Source organism: Streptomyces noursei, assembly GCF_016917755.1.
Lineage (GTDB): Bacteria > Actinomycetota > Actinomycetes > Streptomycetales > Streptomycetaceae > Streptomyces > Streptomyces yunnanensis.
On record NZ_CP070326.1, the window covers coordinates 8,014,812 to 8,034,016 of the forward strand.

Genomic DNA, 19,205 nt, shown 5'->3' on the forward strand with positions numbered 1-19,205 from the left:
ACCTGCACTGGCTGGCGGAGCACGTCATCGACTGGTCCGCGGTGCCGCGCGTGCACATCAGGCCCACCGTGGCCGTACTTCTCGCACCGCACGACCACGTCGGTTCCGTGTACGAACTGACCGGCCCCGCGACCCTGGACCTCGACGGACTCGCCGAACAGTACGCGCGCCCTGGGCCGGCCGATCACCGCGGAGCGCCTGCCCTACGACCAGTGGGCCGATCGACTGGCCGGCTCCCCGCTGACGCCGCACGTGCAGCAGCACATCGCGACCATGACCAGGCTGCACCGGGAGGACCGCTACAACCGCTCCACCACCGATGTGGAACGGATCACCGGCCGACCGCCACGCACCGTCGAGCAGTACGTCCGTGAACGGCGTGACCTGTTCGACGGTCGTCGCGACGACGGGGCCTTGCTGACGAGACCGCCCACTTCGTAAAGGTCGTATGCGTCGCCTCGACCGATCACGGTGAGGACAGCCGACCGGTCCGGATCCTCCCACGCGGCACCCCATTCCGACGGCAGTCCCAGGACGAAGCCGTAAGCCCCCTGCCGGCGGGAAGCCAGTAGAGGGCTCATGCACCGATGGCCTGAAGCGCTCAGACCTGGGTGTCGTCGTCGGGGTCAGGGATCTTGTGTGTCGGCGTCACGCGCTGGTGAGCGCCAACGCCGAGCCATAAGGCTGCGAGGGCGACTCCGGCGCCAATCACGGTTTCGTTGACGGCCATGTCGGCCAGGGCGGGTACGGCGGTCCCCAGGAGGGACAGCACGGCGACGATGATGGAGCGAACCATCACCGGGTTGTTGCGGAGGAAATCGCGCACGTCGGCTCCATGAATGTCGACTCCATAAGTGTCGGCTCCGTAAACGGGGTGAGGGAAGGGCGCGCAGGACTGCGGCGGCGGCTGTGCCGAGCACGGTGAGCGGGGCCAGGGGTAGGGCGTACTTCCAGCGCTCCAGCGCGCGGGCCGGTCTTCGTGGTCGGTGGGGTTGCCGAGGACGCTGTCGGAGTTCTGGACGACGCAGCGCACGTCTTCGCGGAGGCCGACGACCTCGTCGTAGACGGCCGCCGGCAGCCCCCGGACACCCACGACGCCCGGCCCCCCGGGGGAACGCGGCAGGAGGTGTTCGGCAGCGGGAACGCCAGCGCCACCAAGGCGGGAACCGCCGTCTCCGGCATCTACAACTCCACCAGCGTGCAGCTGCCGACATCGTGATCCTGCTGTACAGAGGGGCACTGCAGTCGGTTCGTCGACATCGCGCGGACCTGATGCGCCTGTTGTGGGATCCGTGGGGGCTGTGGGATCTCACACTTACGGGCCGAATCTCAGGGCTGGTGGCCGCTCCGCGGCCGATCGGGCGCGGAGCGGAGACTGGCTGGTCCGCCTGTTCCTTCATGCGCCGAGGATTTCCACCGCGGGACGCTGCGGGGCGTACGGATCCCAGCCAGGGTTGCCGGTGTCGGCGAACGCGACCCAGGCGCCGTGTACCCGGGCTGCGAGTCCTGGTGGGGCGGGGTCGGGGCCGAGGAGGCAGGTGTCCCCGTGCAGCCAGGGTTTGTCGGCGATGTCGAACACGAAGGGCAGTTCGACAGTATGGGCGGCGCCGAGGCGCCCGTCCAGGGCCGTCGAGCGGTGGCCGAAGGAGTAGATATGCGTGCTGCCGCGCGTGGGCCTGCGCCAGGCGCCTCGTACCGGACTCGAACAGGACCTGCCCCAGCACCGCGGAGCGCAGCTCGCCCGGTGTTTCGTCCGGCCGTGCCGCACGATGCGCGACGACGGCGGTCTGCGGGTCTGCATGCACCCGGGCGGCGACGGCGAGTACGTCGGCTTCCGTGGTGGACTCCAGGTGGCCCTGCGGTACGAGGTAGCGGCGCCCCTCTTCGGTGTTGGTGCCGATGAGCAGGTCGACGTCGCCGGCCGGACCGTCGGCGAGAGCGTCGGCGGGCTGGACCGGCAGGACCAGGCTGAACGGGCTGAGTCCAGCCAGCGGGTCCCTGGCGGTGCCGGTGCGGAGGTCGAGGCCGGCCAGTGCGGGCAGGATCGTCAAGAAGCGCTCGTCCGGGATCGGGGCGAACGCCTCGGCGGTCGGCTCGACGCCCAGCGCGGCGGCCGCCGTGGCGGTGACTCTTTGTGCTTGTTCCGGGGTGAACGCGCCGGTGCCGTTGCCGCTCTGGACGATCGCTCGCCGGAACAGGCCCTCTGCCTCCGGTGTCGCGAGCAGCGCGCCGGTGAGCGTCGCGCCCGCAGACTGGCAGAAGACCGTGACGTTGCCGGGGTCAAGAAGTCGGGTGCCAGCCAGTCGCGGTGCTCCTCCCACGAGCCGTGGGGGCCGTCGGGGAAGAACTGGCCCGGAGACATCTCCGACGAGCCGTAGAACTCCTTGATGCGGCTGACGGTGACGTCGCCGAGAGTGATCTGCTCCGGGCTCTGATCCATGCGATCCGTCCTCGGGTCTGGAGTGCGTTGCCGAATGAGACCGAGCCTGGACACGCGGACGGGCGCGCACCACTCCCGGGGTGTCCCACCCCTCACAGGGTGTGGCTGGGGTCGGGCCCCGCACCGAATACGGGGGGGGATGAACGGACCCGGCCCGCTCGGCGCCTTTCTCCAAGCCCGACGGGCGCGGCTGCGCCCCGAGGACGTCGGCCTGCGCGATCTCGGACCCCGCAGGCGGGTGGCCGGGCTCCGGCGCGAGGAGCTGGCGCAGTTGGCGGGCGTCAGCGCGGCAGGCACCCGGAGGACCCGCTGCTCGCGGAGCTGATCGGCGAACTGACGATGAAGAGCCCGCAGTTCGTCACGCTGTGGGGCGACCACCGTGTGGCGCCGTGCGATGCCGCTGCCTACGAGCTGCACCATCCCCTCGTCGGCACGGTGACGGTGACACAGCAGACACTGGCGATCGCCCGTTCACCGGAGCAGGCACTCGTCGTGTGCACAACCCCCGCCGGCTCCTCGTCCGAGGAGGCCCTCGCGCTGCTCCGGCAGACGAGCGCCGCTCTCGCGCCATCCCGCCTCGCAGTAGCCTGTCAGCGTCCGTGCGAGGGCCATCTCGGCGGGATCTGTCTCCGCCGGTGATCTTCCAGGCCCGCACGCGACCGCACAGGCGCCCGCTCCGGCCGGGCCCCGTTCCGGCGCCGCTCCTGTGCCCGAGCCGGAACCCGCTGCGCCTGTCATCAGCCGGCGCGTCCCGAGACGATGTGATGCCTGCTTGGTATCTGGGCCAGCTGGTGGGCTTCGATCTGGAGGCGACCAGCCCTGACTCACTGACCGGTCGCTGAGAGGACTCGGCCGCCCAGAAGCCAGGAGCCGACTCTTTCAAGGCCACCGGTGATCTGGTTAGTTCCGACCTGAGGAGCGACTCCGACATTGCGCTCGTAGCCGTCGTCCGCGTTGGCGGTGCCAGCTCCAAGGATGATCAGAGCTGAGGCCGCTACTGCTGTCGCGAGAACGGTCAGGTGCTTCATGAGGGACCTCCGCTGATCAAGGCGACTTTTCGGCAGGATCATTCGCCGCCCCTTCCTCCGCCACCCGAACCTCCTCCAGATGGCCGTCATCTCACTCGCGCGGAGCGCCGGTGCTACTCGGGCATCTCCGGCTCAAGGCGCCTCCTGGCCTGCTTCGCGAAGCTCCTCACCAAGATCCTGGGCCCGGGTGTTTCGACCTGTGGGCGCCTCATCACCCGCAGTCTGCGGCAGGCAATCGACGGCCCAAGCTCCCCGCGAGGTGTCGTGCCGCGAAAGCCGCGTCGCCGGAACCTGCGGCCAGCAGCTGCAGCACGGTCGATGGCCTTACCGCTTCAGTGCTCGGTAGCGCTTCATCAGGGCAGTGAGCTTCTCGGGGGCGGCTCCGCTGTCCAGCCCGGCGAGGAGATCGTCAGGGCACAGCTCGCAAAGACCGCCCCACCATCTCCGCGCTCTGTTGTCGGATTCGGTACCCGCCAGGTACGCCTCGGGCGACGTATCGCCTCTCGCTCACGCTTCTCCCCGGACGTCAGCCGCTCCGCTCACCGTAACGCGCGGTTGGTGGGCGCGATGGTCACCGGCAGTTGCAAGGTGCGAACAACCCCCCGCGCGTGTGGGGACGGCGGCGGGGCGGCACTAAAGGTCTGGCGGACGAAGTCGTCGACGATCCGCTGCCGCTCGTCGGCGGACGTCCGGGCGAGCTGGCCGACGGTCAGCATTCTGGGTGGGGTCGCTCATGGGAACGACTCTCAACGCTCCAGTAGTTGGAGAAGCAAGCCGCTTTTCACGGCGGCCTGTCGCGAACGCGCTCCGACGGTCTCCGCGTCGCCCTCCCCCACGCCTCGGCCGTCTCCGGCTTCGACCGCCTGACCGCGCCGCGCGCCACCGCATGTCATGCCGGACGCCGGCCGTCAGGCACCCTGCCACCACTTCGGGCTGAGGGCCATCTCCCGCATCTGCTGCATCGTCAGGGCGGGCGTCGAGCGGGTCGCCGCGCTGTGCTGGGTAGCGGAGTTGAAGGCGGTGACGACCACGCGCTTGCCGTCGGCCCGCATGGTGTCCACGGTCCACATCAGCACGCCGTCGACGCCCTTCTCATCGGGACCCTGCTGGACGGCGATGCGGGTGCCGTCGGCGAGGGTCTCGTCCCCGGGGTGGAAGAGGTCATCGGCGACGTCCCGCATGTCCGGCTGGACGTTGACCTGGACCAGGCTGCGCCCCCGACCGTCGTCGACGACGACATAGGCGTATTCGGCGTCGTCGCCGCCGCTCTTCTTGACGACCTCGACGCCCTTGGGGAGCAGACCGGACAGGGTGTCGGCAGCGGTGCCGCCCGTGGGTGCGGACGGCTGCTCCGCGCGCTTCCGGGGGCTGTCGGGGATGGCATCGGCGATCCTGCGCCATTCCTGCGCCGTCGTCAGGTGCTTCAACTGCGCCGGGGACAGCGGAGGTTCGGCACGACTGACCGGGGCGCCCTTCTCGGCGGCGGCGTTCCACTCCCGCACGGAGACGCTCCGCCCACCCGGCGTGACCAGGTTCGCGGTCCACAGCTTGGTGTCCACCCGCCGGTCGGGGTACTCGTAGCCTTGGAGGACCATGAATGCCGACCCGTCGGGCAGTCGGTCGATGACGCAGGCGTCGTACGGGACGAGTGTTCTGTCCGGGCACTGGGTCAGCTCCCGGGCCTGCCGGCCGCCGGGTTCGACCCGGTCCACGGAGACGGAGAGGGCCGCGGGGCCCTTGCCGTCGTCGTAGACGACCGACGCGTACGGCCGCGTATCCGGGTCCTGCCCCGCGCCCCGACCGTCCTCGTTGCTGAACGTGCCCTTGGGAAGCAGCTGCTCCAGCGTGCGGATCACCTCCTTCTCACCGACCGCGGCGGTCGACGGGGAGGACGTGGCCGGGTGCGGGGCGGCGGCCACGGACGAGGGCCGCGCGGCCGACGAACCGTCCCAGGGCACCACCAGCACACCGCCCACACCGGCGAGCGCGACGCCGGCCGCGCCCGAGACGAAGGCGGCCCGGCGCCGCGTCCGCAGTCGCCGTCCATGGGCCGCCCCGGCGGCACTGAGCGCGGCGCGGTCGCCGTGGAAGGTCCCGCCGACCTGGTGCAGGGCGGTGGAGAGCCGCTCCTCGAAGGGATGCTCCTCGAAGGGATCGCTCTGCTGTTCAACGGGCATGACGCACCACCGTTTCCGCGAGGTCGAGAGAGTTGAAGAGCAAGGGATGAGAGGGAAGGGCAAGGAAAGCGAAAGTGGGAGTGAGGGTGAGGGTGAGGGTGAGGGTGACTGTGTGGGTGGAGGCGCGGATGACTGTGATTGCGCGTGTGGGGCGGGCGCCGGGGGTGCCGTCAGGGGTGGGCATAAGCCCCGATGTCCTCGCCCAGCAGGTCCCGGAGCCGTCCGAGGGCGCGTACGCACCGCGTGCGTACGGCGGCCTGACTGGCGTTGAGCACATCTGCGGTCTCCGCAATGGACCGGTCCTCCCAGTAGCGCAGGACGACCACGGCCCGGTCCTTTGCGGGCAACTGGCCGAGCGCGTCCAGCAGCGTGAGCCGCAGGACTGCGTCCCCGCCCGCCGCGTCGGCCCGGTCGGGCAACACCTCCATCGTTCGCTCGGTGCTGCTGCGCCGTCGCTGGTGGGCGAGAAACGTCCGGGTCAGCACGGTCTGTGCGTACGCGGCGGGATTCTCGGCCCGGCTGACCCGCCCCCAGTGGACGTACACCCGGCCCAGCGTCTCCTGCACCAGGTCCTCCGCGAGATGCGTGTCGCCCGCCGTGAGCAGACATGCGGCCCGGTACAGGTGTCCGGCCCGCGCCACCGCGAACTCCGCGCACGCCTCCGCGCGGCCCTGCCTCATCTGCTCCCCTTGCCCCGGTGGCCCGGTATACGTGCGTGTGTCCTGCTGTCCTCACTCCTTCGATGCGGTGGGAGGGGAAAATGTTTCACGCGGTTTCCATCGAATTGCGACAAGCGGTCGCGGCAGGCCATCGCCAGTCATAGCCGGTCATCGCAGGATGACTTGGACTCCGCGCCCTTCGAGGATTTCCAGGAGCAGGTCGAACAGGGTTGTCGTCTCGCCCTCGCCGGTGGGGACGGACTCCGCCAGTCGTGCCCTGGCCTCGGCCGCGTGCTGCCAGTCCACGGTGAAAGGAGGTGCGGCGCCCCAGCCGCCCCGCAGGCAGTCGTCGAGGGCAGAAAGGTTCCAACCGAAGTACCCACCAGGCCCGTTGACGGCCTCACCCAGCGCGCAGTAGAAGCTGTCCTCGTCGACGACCTGGCGGCCGTCCAGGGTGAATGTCCGGCCGGCGGGCTCGTCCGGCCTGCCTCGGCGCTGATACGCCCGCGACCACAACGCGACGGACAGCCAGGCGTGCCTGTGTTCGGGGTCGAGCCTGCGCCACATTCCCTTGCGATTCAGGCGACCCGTGCGGATCAGATCCCAGACCCCCTCCGCTCCCGGTAGCGCGTGGTCACACCACAGCGTCACCGTGAGGTCGACGAGGCCGGCTTTCCGGGCGGAGGGCTGCACGGCAACGGCGGTGACGTCGTTGACGAAGTAGGACCCCATGGTGACACCGTCGATGTCGAGCACGTCGAGCCAGGCGTTCCCCGCTACGGCGCGACGGCCGCCGACGTGGTCCAGGCTCTTCAACAGACCGCTCCGCGGATCGCACCCCGCGAAGCACACCCGACGTGCGCCCTCTTCCTCAAGCGGCGTGAAGAGCCCCTCGGCCTCGTGAGCGAAGCCCCAGAAGTCGGCGTCGACCTCGTCGTCCTCGTCCGCCCTCAAAGCGTACTTCTGTCCCTGGCCGCCATGGCCTGATGTCCGCATCGCATCCCGCATGAGGGCGTCGATCCTACCGGTGCCGGTTCCGGTGCCGGTTCCGGTGCCGGTTCCGGTGCCGGCGCCGAGGGACGCAGCCGGCGGCGCCAGCACCGCACCCGCAGACGCGTCGGTGACGGCTGCGATGCGTGCGCGGAGAGTCGATGGTGCGCGACAGAGTGTTGGCTTCGGTCGGTCCGGCAGCGTGTGTGGCGTGTCGCCTCAACCTGATGGCCACCAGATGCGTCTTACTGGCAGCGGTAATCCATACTCCGTAGTCCGTAGTCCGCACGACAGAAGGCCCGGCCGTACATGTCCTCGCAGGCTCGTCGCCGTTCCCGTGGCACCTTCTACCTCGCGCTGTGCGGGCTCGTCATCGCCTGCCTTGGGTTCGGCGCCGCACTGTGGGCGCAGGACCACACCACGTGGTTCAAGCGCCTGCGGGGCGGGAATGCCTGGTCCCTGACCTACCAGGGTGACGCCGTCGGCGGCCAGGGCAGCGCCCTCACCATCCGCTATCGGTTCAATCCGGACAGCTTCAAGCCGGCCCACCGCATCGAACAGCTCGGCCGCACGCACCTCCCGTGGAGTGTGCACGCGCTGGTCAACACCGGGGAGGTGGCCAGGGTGGAGGTGGAACCGGAAGGGCACACGGTCGCGACGTGCCGGATCCTCCTCGACGATGTCCGCGTCGTCGCCGAGGGCAAGTCCCCCGCCCCCGGCCGCCCCGCCGTCTGCGACGTCACGACCAGCAGCACCCCCGAGAAGTGGCCTCGTTGATCGAGGTCGGGGCCGGCGGTGCCTGTTCTGTCAGACACCGTCCCGGCGGCATCGCGGGATGCGGGTGACGAGTTCGCGGCCTCAGGCAGCATGGGCGGCATGGGCGTCATGGGCGGCATCCAGAACACGTCGCCCGGCGCACCGTGCCACAGGCGGGGCCGGGCCGGGCCTCTCCGCAACCCGGTCACGGACTGCACGCCCTCTCCAAATGCTCCACAAGAAGTTCGAGAGTTGATCGAGCCTCCTTGCGTTACCTTCCTCTCGTCGCCTGACCGACGCCGCTACGGCCCTCCCGCTCAGGCGCGACGTCGATGGGGGGAACCATGGGCATCGCACTTCCGACCGACGACACCGGCAGCCCTGCGCGCTGCTGTGTGTTTCTCTCCGACAACAGGACCGGCGGCCCCGTCTCCGGGGCGTTGGCCTTCCTCGAAGCCCAATTGACCGTCACCGACGGGGGTTCGGGCAGCGACGTGGGAATCGCTGCCGGTACCGGGAATCCGGTGCGGATCCCGTTGGGGCTGCTCGGCAGTGACCACGCCGGGTACCTCTCGTGGGACCTGGCGCCACTGTGGCGGCAGGCCCTGCAGCTGGCCGAGCGGCCCGACGGCTCCACCGCCGAGGTCCGGCTCGCCCATGTGTGGCTGTACCTGGGCGGTCCGCTGCAGAGCGCGGTGGACGTCCTGGCCGAGGCCGACGAACGGGCGCAGGCACTGGTCCTGCGGCTCGGCGTGGACCGGGGCGGAGTCTTCACCGGCTCCGCCACCGGCTTCCCCGCCATGCAGTCGCCCTCCCTCCTGGACTGGTATCTCTCGCCGGGCTCCTTCGCCTACGTACCGGCCGAACTCATCGGGCAGGGCGGCTGCGAGACCCTGTTGCCCTCCAATGTGGCCACCCAGCAGTACCAGGTGCACCAGATCGTGACCGTCCCGCATCTCCTGGCCAACCTGGACTACGGCGCGCAGTACGCGTCCACGGCCGACGGCGGCGGTGGCACCGACTCGACCGGTGTTCCGGTGCCGATCGCCCTGGTGATCAGCTACGACGTCACCTGGATTCCGGTGGGGCACGGGCTCGGCCAGGTGACCTACAGCCTTCCGCTGGCGCCGGGCGAGCAGGTACAGCTCGCGGTGGTGGACTGGTCGCGCACCTCGACGGACAGTCGACTGGAGGACATCGCGCTCACCGATGACCTGGAGCACGCACTCACCCGCGACCGGACGGTCGACGAGGTGGTCAAGGGCGCCGTCAACGAGTGGCAGCGCGGTGGGTCGGTGATGGCCGGCGCGGCCGGGGCGGCGTCGGTGGGCATGTTCGGCGGCTCCGCCGCGATCGGCGGCGGCTACGCCACCACGACCGGCGACCGTAGCGTGTCGGCGGACACCGTGCAGAACCTGCACGACCAGATCCGCCAGCACTCCACCTCCGTGCGCGACATGCGCAGCACGGTCGTCGTGCAGTCCCGCCAGGCGGAGCACTCCACCGCCCAGACCAGGACCGTGCGCAACCACAATCACGCGCATGCGATGACGCTGCTCTACTACGAGGTACTGCGGCACTTCCGGGTGCTCGTCGAGCGCGGCACGGTGCGGCCGGCCGTCCTGCTGCCCGCCGCGTCCCCGAACCTCGACGACGAACTGGTCATCGTCCGCTACCGCCGTCTCCTCCAGGCCGGGCTGCTCGACCCGCAGCTGGCCGGCGGATTCGACGCGGTGGAGAAGTACGCCGCCTGGCAGGAACTGCAGCCCGAGGTGCCGGTTCCGCCCGACCCTGGCAGCGTCGAGTTCATCCTGTTCCAGTTCCGCTTCACCATCGGTGATCTGTCCAATTTCCAGGACCGGGTGCCCACGACTGTCGCCCTGACCCAGCGGGCGCCGGACGGCGGTCAGAAGGTCACGTACCTGGTCCGTCCGCAGCACAGTGACTGGGACCCGGACCCGACCCACCTGCAGAACCCCGGCGACTTCCAGCACACCCACGCCATGGTCGATCTCGCCGGTGTTCCCCGCTCCGACGAACGCGTCAACTGGCGTGATCTGCGGACGATTTCGGTGACCCTCACGCCGCCGTACACCGAGGGTCGCAACGACGACGTCGCCGTGGAGCACCTGGTCGTCACGGCCGTGGACACCGCGGGCAACACTCACCTCCTGGTGGACGAGCCCAGCGGCAAACTGTTCCAGAAGCCGTCCACGACCTGGGCCCTGGCGGTCCGTCAGGCACCGGAGCCGGCGCCGGCGCCGAGCCCGTTCCAACGGCTCGGCGACGAGGAGAACCTGCTCCGGATCCGGCTGCGCAGGCACCTGGTGCAAAACCGCGAACACTACTACCGGCTGATCCGGCTCGGCGAGGACCCCAACGCCCGGTGGACGGAGCTGGCGGGCAGCAGTCTCACCGTCGGCGGCACCACGCGCCCGCTGTTCCAGGCCGTCGAGAACCGCGCCGTGGAGGTGCTCGGGGACGCCACGGCCTTCCCCCTCGATCCCGCCCTGTTCGACGGCTCGGGCGAGGGACGGGTACACCTTCCGAAGGTGGATCCCGCCCGCAGTGAACAGCTGATCAGCCTGCCCACCCGTGGGATCTTCGCCGAGGCCAAGCTCGGCCACTGCAACTCCGCGGAGGTCATCGACAACACCCGGTTCTGGGACTGGCAGAAGTCGCCGGATCCGGACAGTGCCCCACAGATCGCCCCGGTGTCCACGGCGAGCCGCGAGGTGGTCGTCTCCACGACGCCCTCGGGGCTGCCCGCCTCGGCGGTGACCATCGTCCAGCCGCCGCAGGCCCCGGACCCGGTGGGGATGGCGGCGGCCCTGCAACTCCTCGGCAAGGGCGACATCTTCCGCGACGAGTCGATGCAGAAGGAGATCGCCGCGCTGCTGACCTCGCTCGCGAGCAACGCGGCCGGCCTCGCGGGCAAGAGCCCCGGCACGCCCGGCACTTCCGGAACGCCCGGCACCGGCTCGACGCCCGGCGGCGGGACGGGTACCGGCACTCCCGGCACCGGAACGGGTACCGGCCCCGGCGCTCCGTCCGGCGGCGCGGGTACCCCGGGCGGCGGTACGCCCGGCGGTGGCACCGGAACCGGAGGCACCACATCCCCGGGCACCGGCGGAACACCCCCCGGCACGGGCGGCACCCCGGGTACCCCTGGTCCCGGTACGCAACCCGGCACCGGCGACGGCGGTCCCAGCGCTCCGAAGCCGCCCGCTCCCGCGCCGCACCCCACACCCCGGCCACCCGTGCCGATCGGCTCCAACAACCGGTCGTTCGTGTTCAGCTTCGCCCCGGTCAGCTTCGGCCCCAGCGAGGCGGACTGGGAGCGCGGCAGGTTCGCCGTCGCGATCTTCCAGGACGGCAAGCCGGTCCTCGGCCAGGACAATGTGGTGCCGGCGGCGCCCAGCATCATCCTCAACGGCAAGGTCGCCCTGGACAAACCGCTGGACATCGTGGTCGACGGCTCCTCCACCCACTGGGTGGCCTACCCCTCGATCTACTCGTCGGCCATGGCGGGCAACCCGGCCACCGTCGGGACGGCGCCCGGCATTCTGATCACCACGCATCTCGTCGGCAAGCTGACGCTCGCCAGTCTCGATCCCGGGCAGCGCAGCTACGTCTTCTCGATCCAACGGGACGTCAAGTTCACCTCGGTGACGCTGAGCGAGCAGCAGATCCGTCAGCAGGGACTGGAGAAGGTGGTGTCGGGGCAGATCAACGCCAGCTTCGACAAGGTGATCTCGTTCGGCGCCGGGCTCAGCTCGTCGGAGACGTCGTCCACCAGCACAGGGACGACCACCAACAAGACCGACACCGTGCCGGTCACCTACTTCAGCGGACTGATGTCCATCAACCCGGTCAAGAGCTGACGACCGCGACGGGGCCGGCGGCGGGTAGGCCCCGCCGGCCCCGCCCGGAGGCGGTCACCTCGGCTTGGTGCCGCACACCACCGTCGTCGGGACCCAGGGGCCGCTCCACCACATCCGGGCTCCCGCAGCACGACGGGTGAGGCTGCGCATACCCAGCCGCTCCAATTCAGCACCGTACTGGCGGGTGTTGCGGATATCGGCGACGACGAGGCGGCCACCGGGCCGGAGCACGCGGACCGCCTCCTCGATCGCCGAGGTACGGCCGGCCGGGTCGGAGATGTTGTGCAGCGCCAGGCTGCTGACCACGACGTCGAACTGATCGGATTCGAAAGGGAGTTGCGTCATGTCGGCGGTGTGCAGCTCGATCCGGTCGGCCACGTCTTCGGCCTGCGCGTTGCGCTCGGTGGCGGCCGGGTCGTTGCCACTCTGGTCCTGGCTGCGCCACAGGTCGACGCCGTACGCCCGGCCGTCGGGGAGGCGGCGGGCGGCCGCCAGGAGCACCGCGCCCCGCCCGCAGCCCAGGTCGAGGACGCGCTCGTCCCCGCGTAACGCCAGTTGGTCGAGGAGCTTCTCCCAGACCACGAACTTGCCGCGGCGGGTCGTGTACAGGTACACCCCCGCGCAGACGAGCGCCGCGCAGCCGACGAAGAGCGCCCAGGGCGCGGGGGGGCAGACCGTCCACGGCAAAGGTGACGACGCCCCAGGCCAACAGCCCGATGCCCACGGCCCCGTACAGCGTCGGTACGTAGGGGGCATCCACGCCGTACTTGCCCTGACGCCGGGCAGCGGGTCGATGTGACGTGCGGTGAGTCAAGATCGCTCCTTGTTGGTGGTTGGTGCCGTGACCGTGCCGCGACTGTGCCGCGACCGGTGGCCGGCGCCGCACTCGCCGGCCCGGTCGCGGCGGATTCCGACACTCAGAAGTCGTCCGGCGGCGCATTTCCCCTACGGGGCACGGTGATTGGCCGTGGAGATCAGAGTATTGCGGCCTCCTGACGCCGTGTGAGTCGACCGGTGTTCAGTTCCAGACGGGTGCCGGAGAAGCGGGTGCGCAGGCGGCGGTCGTGGGTGACGATGACCACCGCGCCTCGGTATGCGGCCAGCGCTCCCTCCAGTTCCTCGACCAGGGCCGGGGAGAGATGGTTGGTGGGCTCGTCCAGCAACAGCAGGTCGACGGGTTCGCAGACCAGGCGGGCCAGCTCGATGCGGCGTCGTTGGTCGTAGGACAACTCGTGCACTGTCGAGCGCAGGTCGGCGGGGCCGAACAGGCCGAGCGAGAGCAGCTGCGCGGTGTGCTCGTCGAGGTCGCCCCCACGGCCGTGGGCGAATGCCTGCGGGACCGTCAGGCCGGGCGGCCAGGGGGTTTCCTCCTGCCGGAGGTGCCCGATCCGGCCCCGTGTGCGCACGGTCCCCTCGTCGGGCCGCACCTCACCCGCCAGTACCCGCATCAGTGTCGTCTTGCCCGCACCGTTGGGTCCGGTGACCAGCATCCGCTCCTCGCCACCGATCCGCAGCGAGGGCACGTACAGGCGCTCTCCGACGCGGATGTCGGAGAGTTCCGCCGCCGGCCGCGACGGCCGGTCGACTGCGGCCTGCGACGGCTGGTCGACGGAGGTGGTCATGCGGGCGGCGAACACCAGCGGGTCGGGCGGCGGCGCGACGGGGTTGGCCGTCAGTCGCTCGGCGCGCTCCTTCGCGTTGCGGATACGCACCATCGCCCCGTGGCCACGGCTACGGGAGCGGAACGCATCGTGGCCGAACACGGCGAACGGGAGCTTGCGCGGGATCGCCGCCAGTCGCGCCACGTTGGTGGCGGTCAGCTTCTGGTTGCGGGCCAGTTCCGTGCGCCAGTCCTCGTACTCCCGCAGCCTGCGCCGCCGTTCGGCGGCCTTGGCGGCGAGGTAGCCGTCGTAGCCGTCTCCGTAGCGCGTCACCTTGCCCTCGGCGACCTCCAGGATCGTGGTGGTGGCCCGTTCCAGGAACACCCGGTCGTGGGTGACCGCGAGCACGGTGCCGCGGTGTGCCCGCAGGTGGGTCTCCAGCCAGTCGACTGCCTGGTCGTCCAGATCGTTGGTGGGCTCGTCCAGCAGCAGGAGTTCCGGCCGGGACGCCAGCGTGGCGGCCAGCGCGAGGCGCGATCGCTCACCGCCCGACAGTGTGTTCAGCCTCCTGTCCCGTGCCAGGCCCGGCGCATCCGTGCTTCGAGATCGCGCAGATCGGCAAGTGCCACGTCCACGGCGTCCTGGACGGTCGCCCCGCCGGGCAGCGCGATCGACTGGGCGAGATAGCCGATCCCGCCGGGCGCGCACACCGTCAACTCGCCGTTGTCAGGCTATTCCTGATGTGCGATCAGTCGCAGGAGGGTGGTTTTCCGGCGCCGTTGTCGCCGATGACACCGGCCCGTTCGCCGGGCTTGAGGGTGAAGGACACCTCGTCCAGCACGACATGGTCGTCGTAGCGACGGGTGATGTTCTGAAGGGATAGCTGTGCAGTAGGCATGGGAAAGTCCCCTGTTCTCGGCCGAGCCGAACGCAACGGGTGAGGAACGCATCCGTGTACGCCAGGACGTCCCGCGGCACGCCGGACGAACGGCATCGCGGGAGAAGCGCAATCACGGATGAGAACGCGCGCCAGCGGAGCCGGGCTCAACGCGGCGGCGGGGGGACTATCACAGGAAACCCATGCGTCACACCGTAGATCGGGTGACTGTGCGCCTGCAAGCACTTTCTTCGGCGAGGTGCCGGACCAGGAACAAGGGAAGGAGCCGGCTCCCCTCGTGCGCAGGCAGGCGGCGTGCGCAGGCAGGCACCTCCACGGCGGGCGTTCAGCCGACGGTCGGCCAGTCCCAACCGAGTTGGAGGAACAGCCCCAGCCGGTCGGACACGCCACGGATCTCACCGATGCGGCCGTCGGCCACGGTGAAGACGAAGATCGCCTCGTTCTCGAAGCTGCGGCCGGTCGGTACGGGCATGCGGGGGTGCGCACCGGAGCTGACACCGCTCTGGGTGATGCGGGCGACGACCCTGTCGCCCTCGGCGATCAGCTCGTCGATCCGGGCCCGGTAGGGCGCGAGTGCCGCGAGTTGGGTGGCGATCGCGGCGAAGGCGGCACCGGGTTCGTCCGGCTCGCCGTGGATGACCTTGTTGTGGTCCACCACGTCCGCCGCGAGGTAGTCGCCGAGTTCGGCGACGCGGGCGTCGTTGAGTGCGGCGAAGAAATCGGTGACGAGCTGCTTGTGCTGGCTGATGGTCATTCCGACCCTCTCTTACACCGTAAGGATCCGTGCGGCACTACCCTTGCCTTACGACGTAAGAAAGTCAAGGGAAGCGGAGCGCGACGATGACCAACAAGCGGGTGGGGCTCACCCTGGACAAGGTGCTGGAAGCGGCCCTGGAAGTCGTCGACCGGGATGGCATCGAGAAGCTGTCCATGCGCCGGTTGGGCGCCGAACTCGGCGTCGAGGCAATGACGCTCTACCACTACCTGCCCAACAAGGCGGCCCTGCTGGACGGCCTCGTGGAGCGAGTGGTCGCGGCCGTTCGACCGTCATTCGACGGGCCGGCGGGCGAGTGGCCGCAGCATCTGCGGGCCTTCGCGGTCGCCTTCCGGGACGAGTTGCTGCGGCACCCCGGCGTGATCGTGCTGATCGCCACCCGCCCCGCCCGGTCCCCCGCCGCCCTCAAGGCGGTCGAGGACACCGCCGCCGCACTCGGACGTGCCGGAATCGCACCGCTCCAGGCGCTGAGGATCGTCAACTCCGTGGCCACCTTCGTGATCGGCCACTGCCTCGCCGAGGCCGCCACCACTCCGGGGCACCCCGAGCAGGTCACGGACGACGTACTCGATCTCGCGACCTTCCCCACCCTCGCCGCCGCCGTCGAAGCCGGACTGGGCACCCCCGCAGACCACCAGGCGCGCTTCGACCTCGCCCTGGATGCCCTGTTGCCCGGTCTCTGCCACTGACCACTGTCAGCCGGGCCCCGGACTGACGCCGGGGCCCTCAAGGCCCTTGACTGCTCGGCCTGCTGACGTGCCGACCTGCTCTCGCGCGTACGTGGCGAGGGGCGGAACGCTGCTCACCGGATCCAGGGGTTCGCGCTGGCGGCTCTGTTGGGAGACCGCTTGACGGGCGGGGCGAGGTGAGCGGCCGCCACCGCAGTCGTGAGTCGAGCGGCCCGAGCCGCGTGGAACGGCGTGGTGCTCGCCTCTTCACTCCCCGCCGCACTGCCGGCGGCATGGTCCTCTGGAGCAGTGTCGTGTTCCGCCATGATCCTCGACCTTTCTGGCCACCCCTCGGCGCCAGCCACATCCTGCAGCCCACCCCGGTACGCTGACCGGGAAATCAGTTAAATTCCCCCGCACGCGCAGCCTTGGCCCGAACTCCCGCTCCCCCCGCGTACGCCGGCCGCGCCCACGGCCGTCCCGGGAGCGGTCCGAGCCCCGGGAACGTGCGCGCCGCCTCAGCGGACGACCTTGATGCCGAAGTGGCCGCCGAACTTCTGGCCGAGGCCGAAACCGATGGCGGAGTGCATGTGGGCGTACATCTCCATGCCGCGGGCGCAGACCAGGGGGCCGAGGTCGAGGATGTCGTTCCACCCGTAGGACTTCAGCAGGTCGGCGGTCTGCTGCTTGGCATCGGCGTGCTCACCGGCGACGAACATGGTGTGGTCGCCCCCGCCGATCGCCTGCGGGTCGACCACGGTGGACTGCTCCTGGGTGACGAAGGACTTGACGACCTTGGTCTGCGGCAGGGCGCGTTGGATCTGCTCGCCGAGGCTGTCGGTGTCGCACGGGTCGAGCTTCGGCATGACGCCCCATGGGGTGGGCCAGGGATGCTCGCTCCGGTGCTGGTAGACGAACGGCACGGCGTAGTCGATGAGGGTCTTGCGGGTCAGTTGGTCGGCGCTGGCGGTGAGCGTGGCGACGGCGTGGTGTCCGTCGATGCCGTTGATGACCAGTTCGGCGGCGGCCGCGGCCGCGCCGAAGGGCAGCAGGGTGAGGCCGGGGTGGTCGGCGAGGAACTGCTTGTAGGGCGGGTTGCCCATCATGTCCGGCTCGGTGCGGGCCAGGGTGGCCTCCGGGTCGCGGGTGCCGACGAACACGTCGTGGCCGAGTTCGGCGAGTTTGGCGGCGTGCGCGCGGCCACCGCCACCGGTGCCGAGAACTGCGATCTTCATGGCGAACCTTCCGTTTCGATCTCGCGGGCGGAGCCGTGCTCGGACCGGTTGCGGACGCTCTTCGTCCCAGGGCTGCCGGCCGTGGAACACGTCGCCATCTTGATCACTGCTCGGTCCCGCGATGGCCGCCGCGAGTCGTGAACGTCCTCTTTCACCCGGGCAGCCGGCGAATCGGCGTTCCCGAGCAGCGGGGACGGCGGATTCTCACGCGCCCCGCTGGGGCACCGGGCGTCGGCGGGGCGCAGGCATCCGGCCGTACCGGGGCGGGCGCCGTCCTTCCACCGGGCGGCGCAGCACACCTCCGTCGTAGGTCTTCCTTCTGTGCCTTCCCTGGCGCAGAATCCCAGCGACCTGCCGACCCGCCGCCACCGACCGCCCGATGACCAAACCGCAGACAGTCACGGCCACACCCAAAGCCACAGTCACAGTCACAGCCATTGGAGGCCGCCATGCGTCTACGCCGCGTCGCCACGACCGTCGTCCTCGGCGTGGCCCTGGTGTGCGTCGCCTCTGCTTCCAGTCCCGCCGTGGGGCGGGAAGTGGCGGGAGCGGCGGGGGCAGCCGGGCCAGCGGCAGGGGCGACCGCCGGGCACCGTTCGGCTGCCGCCGTCCGGGCTGGGCAACCGCCGGCCTCCCGGCCCGGTGCGGCAGCCGCCTGGCCCGTGCCCACCGGCACCGTCACCGCGCCCGACGGCCGTACGCTCTTCACCGACCGGCAGGGCCGGGTCCTGCGACTGCGCGGGCTCAACCTCGGCAAGACCGACACGGTGACCGAGGAGCGCATCGCCGATCTGGCACGCGACGGTTTCGGCCTGGTGCGGCTCAACATCCAGTGGGAGAAGGTCGAACCGCGACGAGGGCGCTACGACACCGGCTATCTGCGCTACCTCGACCACATCCTGGACTGGGCCGACCGCTGCCGGGTGCTGGTCCTGATCGACTGGCATCAGGACGTCTACGGCCCGGTGTTCGGCCACAACGGCACGCCCGCCTGGGCCACCCGCACGGACGGCCTGCCCTTCGAGCCCAACCCCCACGACTGGTTCGCGGACTACTTCCAGCCGGCCGTTCAGGCCGCCTTCACCCACCTGTACGACGACGCCGACCTGCGCGCCGCGCAGGGGGCCGCCTACGCCAAGGTCGCCGAGGTGCTGCGCGGGCACCGTTCCCTGCTGGGCTATGACCTGTTCAACGAACCGTTCGGACCGGTGCCCGGCGATCCGAACGACCCCCAGGACCAGATCGACGCCTCCGCCGCCTTGGAGCGAGGCCGCCTGGCGGACATGTACCGGCGGCTGATCCGCGCCGTCCGCTCCAGCGACCGCGATGCCTGGCTCTTCCTCGAACCCACCGTGCTGATCGGCCAGGGCGTCCCCACCAGCCTGCCCGCCTTCGACGACCCACGGCCCGGGGCGGACCGGCTCGGCTATGCCCCGCACTACTACGACACCGCCGTCGAATCGGGCGCCGACTGGGACCCGTCCTCGCGCTTCATCGAGCGCTACGAAGCCGCCGTAGCCGACTACCCCACCACCAGCCGGCTGCCGGTGCTGGTCGGCGAATGGGGTCCGCCGCAGGCCACCACCCCCGGCAACGCACAGCTGATGCAGCGTCAAGTGGCCTCCATGGACCGCTTCGCCGCGGGCTGGGCCCTGTGGTACGACTGCCGCGCCGACAACGGCGGCGGCTACTGCGCCTACGACCGCAGCGGCGGCCCCGCCCGCGGCAAGGAGCCGGCTTTCGCCCCGTACGCCCCGGCGGTGGCCGGCATCCCGGACTCCGAGAGCTACGCCCCCACCACGCGGACGTACACGCTCACCATGACCGCGGACCGCGCCACTCGGCGTGCCTGGACGGTGCTGTCGCTCCCCGCGGCGGCCTTTCCCCACGGTGCCCGGGTGTCCGTCACGGGCGGTGGCCCGGCGGTGGTGGTGGGCGCCGGCGGCCCCGGCCGGGCCGGACTGCTGCTGCCGGGGGCGCGGCCGGGGGCTGCGGTGCGCGTGACGGTGACCGCCCGCTAGACGGCTGAGCGGAGGGTGCGCCGACGGCAGCGGCCACGTCTCTCGGGTGACGGCGTGGCCGCAGCGCGGCCCG

The 19,205-nt window shown here is 70.5% G+C and carries 16 protein-coding genes and 4 pseudogenes; 8 read left to right on the top strand and 12 right to left on the bottom strand.

Features of this window, described 5'->3' with window-relative positions; all coding sequences use genetic code 11:
* Positions 1–273 precede the first annotated feature (273 nt).
* Positions 274–441 carry a hypothetical protein gene (locus JNO44_RS35050; RefSeq protein WP_205368000.1) on the top strand — a complete coding sequence of 56 codons (168 nt, stop codon included), beginning with the start codon at positions 274–276 and terminating at the stop codon, positions 439–441.
* Positions 442–601: 160 nt separating this feature from the next.
* Here JNO44_RS35050 and JNO44_RS35055 read toward each other — a convergent pair whose 3' ends face one another.
* Positions 602–826 (bottom strand): hypothetical protein, encoded by a 225-nt coding sequence (locus JNO44_RS35055; protein WP_102924821.1) that lies wholly within the window; start codon positions 824–826, stop codon positions 602–604.
* A 153-nt stretch (positions 827–979) separates the two neighbouring features.
* Here JNO44_RS35055 and JNO44_RS35060 point away from each other — a divergent pair, with 153 nt between their 5' ends.
* The gene (locus JNO44_RS35060) at positions 980–1,219 is read left to right on the top strand and encodes a hypothetical protein (protein ID WP_205368001.1); all 240 of its coding nucleotides are present in this window, start codon (positions 980–982) and stop codon (positions 1,217–1,219) included.
* Between the two features lie 177 nt (positions 1,220–1,396).
* On the opposite strand, the pseudogene JNO44_RS35065 reads toward JNO44_RS35060, so the two are convergent.
* Positions 1,397–2,282 (bottom strand): annotated as a pseudogene (locus JNO44_RS35065) (carboxylesterase family protein); the annotation flags it as partial.
* Positions 2,283–2,579: 297 nt separating this feature from the next.
* Between JNO44_RS35065 and JNO44_RS45495 the strand changes: the two are divergent.
* Both JNO44_RS45495 and JNO44_RS45500 read left to right on the top strand, forming a co-directional pair.
* Positions 2,580–2,732 (top strand): annotated as a pseudogene (locus JNO44_RS45495) (transcriptional regulator); the annotation flags it as partial.
* A 47-nt stretch (positions 2,733–2,779) separates the two neighbouring features.
* A complete protein-coding gene (locus JNO44_RS45500; RefSeq protein WP_240167804.1) occupies positions 2,780–3,079 on the top strand; it encodes an MmyB family transcriptional regulator in 300 nt (99 codons plus the stop codon).
* A 185-nt stretch (positions 3,080–3,264) separates the two neighbouring features.
* Here the strand turns inward: JNO44_RS45500 and JNO44_RS35075 are convergent, their stop codons facing one another.
* The 6 genes and pseudogenes from JNO44_RS35075 to JNO44_RS35095 all read right to left on the bottom strand — a co-directional run bounded on the left by JNO44_RS35075 (position 3,265) and on the right by JNO44_RS35095 (position 7,258).
* Positions 3,265–3,468 carry a hypothetical protein gene (locus tag JNO44_RS35075; protein WP_205368002.1) on the bottom strand — a complete coding sequence of 68 codons (204 nt, stop codon included), beginning with the start codon at positions 3,466–3,468 and terminating at the stop codon, positions 3,265–3,267.
* 324 nt (positions 3,469–3,792) lie between these two features.
* A pseudogene (locus JNO44_RS44010) lies at positions 3,793–3,979 on the bottom strand (hypothetical protein).
* A 28-nt stretch (positions 3,980–4,007) separates the two neighbouring features.
* A complete protein-coding gene (locus JNO44_RS35080; RefSeq protein ID WP_205368004.1) occupies positions 4,008–4,184 on the bottom strand; it encodes a hypothetical protein in 177 nt (58 codons plus the stop codon).
* 192 nt (positions 4,185–4,376) lie between these two features.
* Positions 4,377–5,645, bottom strand: a complete 1,269-nt coding sequence (locus JNO44_RS35085) for a hypothetical protein (RefSeq protein WP_205368006.1) — start codon at positions 5,643–5,645, stop codon at positions 4,377–4,379.
* Positions 5,646–5,815: 170 nt separating this feature from the next.
* On the bottom strand, positions 5,816–6,325 hold the full coding sequence (locus JNO44_RS35090) for a SigE family RNA polymerase sigma factor (RefSeq protein ID WP_205368007.1): 510 nt from the start codon (positions 6,323–6,325) through the stop codon (positions 5,816–5,818).
* 147 nt (positions 6,326–6,472) lie between these two features.
* A complete protein-coding gene (locus JNO44_RS35095; protein WP_240167805.1) occupies positions 6,473–7,258 on the bottom strand; it encodes a barstar family protein in 786 nt (261 codons plus the stop codon).
* Positions 7,259–7,603: 345 nt separating this feature from the next.
* Between JNO44_RS35095 and JNO44_RS35100 the strand changes: the two genes are divergently transcribed.
* Together JNO44_RS35100 and JNO44_RS35105 are read left to right on the top strand one after the other, a co-directional pair.
* Entirely contained in the window at positions 7,604–8,071 is a 468-nt protein-coding gene (locus tag JNO44_RS35100; protein ID WP_205368008.1) for a hypothetical protein, read from the top strand.
* A gap of 323 nt (positions 8,072–8,394) precedes the next feature.
* Positions 8,395–11,934, top strand: a complete 3,540-nt coding sequence (locus JNO44_RS35105) for a hypothetical protein (RefSeq protein WP_205368009.1) — start codon at positions 8,395–8,397, stop codon at positions 11,932–11,934.
* 54 nt (positions 11,935–11,988) lie between these two features.
* Here the strand turns inward: JNO44_RS35105 and JNO44_RS35110 are convergent, their stop codons facing one another.
* The 3 genes and pseudogenes from JNO44_RS35110 to JNO44_RS35120 form a co-directional block, all read right to left on the bottom strand.
* Positions 11,989–12,621 carry a class I SAM-dependent methyltransferase gene (locus tag JNO44_RS35110; protein WP_240167806.1) on the bottom strand — a complete coding sequence of 211 codons (633 nt, stop codon included), beginning with the start codon at positions 12,619–12,621 and terminating at the stop codon, positions 11,989–11,991.
* 287 nt (positions 12,622–12,908) lie between these two features.
* Positions 12,909–14,433: pseudogene (gene abc-f / locus JNO44_RS35115) on the bottom strand (ribosomal protection-like ABC-F family protein).
* A 325-nt stretch (positions 14,434–14,758) separates the two neighbouring features.
* Entirely contained in the window at positions 14,759–15,187 is a 429-nt protein-coding gene (locus tag JNO44_RS35120) for an ester cyclase (protein WP_205368011.1), read from the bottom strand.
* Positions 15,188–15,273: 86 nt separating this feature from the next.
* On the opposite strand from JNO44_RS35120, the gene JNO44_RS35125 reads away from it, so the two are divergent.
* Positions 15,274–15,897 carry a TetR/AcrR family transcriptional regulator C-terminal domain-containing protein gene (locus JNO44_RS35125; RefSeq protein WP_205368012.1) on the top strand — a complete coding sequence of 208 codons (624 nt, stop codon included), beginning with the start codon at positions 15,274–15,276 and terminating at the stop codon, positions 15,895–15,897.
* A 497-nt stretch (positions 15,898–16,394) separates the two neighbouring features.
* Here JNO44_RS35125 and JNO44_RS35130 read toward each other — a convergent pair whose 3' ends face one another.
* Complete coding sequence (locus JNO44_RS35130; protein ID WP_205368013.1) at positions 16,395–17,111, bottom strand: NADPH-dependent F420 reductase; 717 nt, start codon at positions 17,109–17,111, stop codon at positions 16,395–16,397.
* 449 nt (positions 17,112–17,560) lie between these two features.
* Here JNO44_RS35130 and JNO44_RS35135 point away from each other — a divergent pair, with 449 nt between their 5' ends.
* Positions 17,561–19,132: a cellulase family glycosylhydrolase gene (locus JNO44_RS35135; protein WP_205368014.1), complete on the top strand. Its 1,572-nt coding sequence runs from the start codon at positions 17,561–17,563 to the stop codon at positions 19,130–19,132.
* The last annotated feature ends 73 nt before the right edge of the window (positions 19,133–19,205 follow it).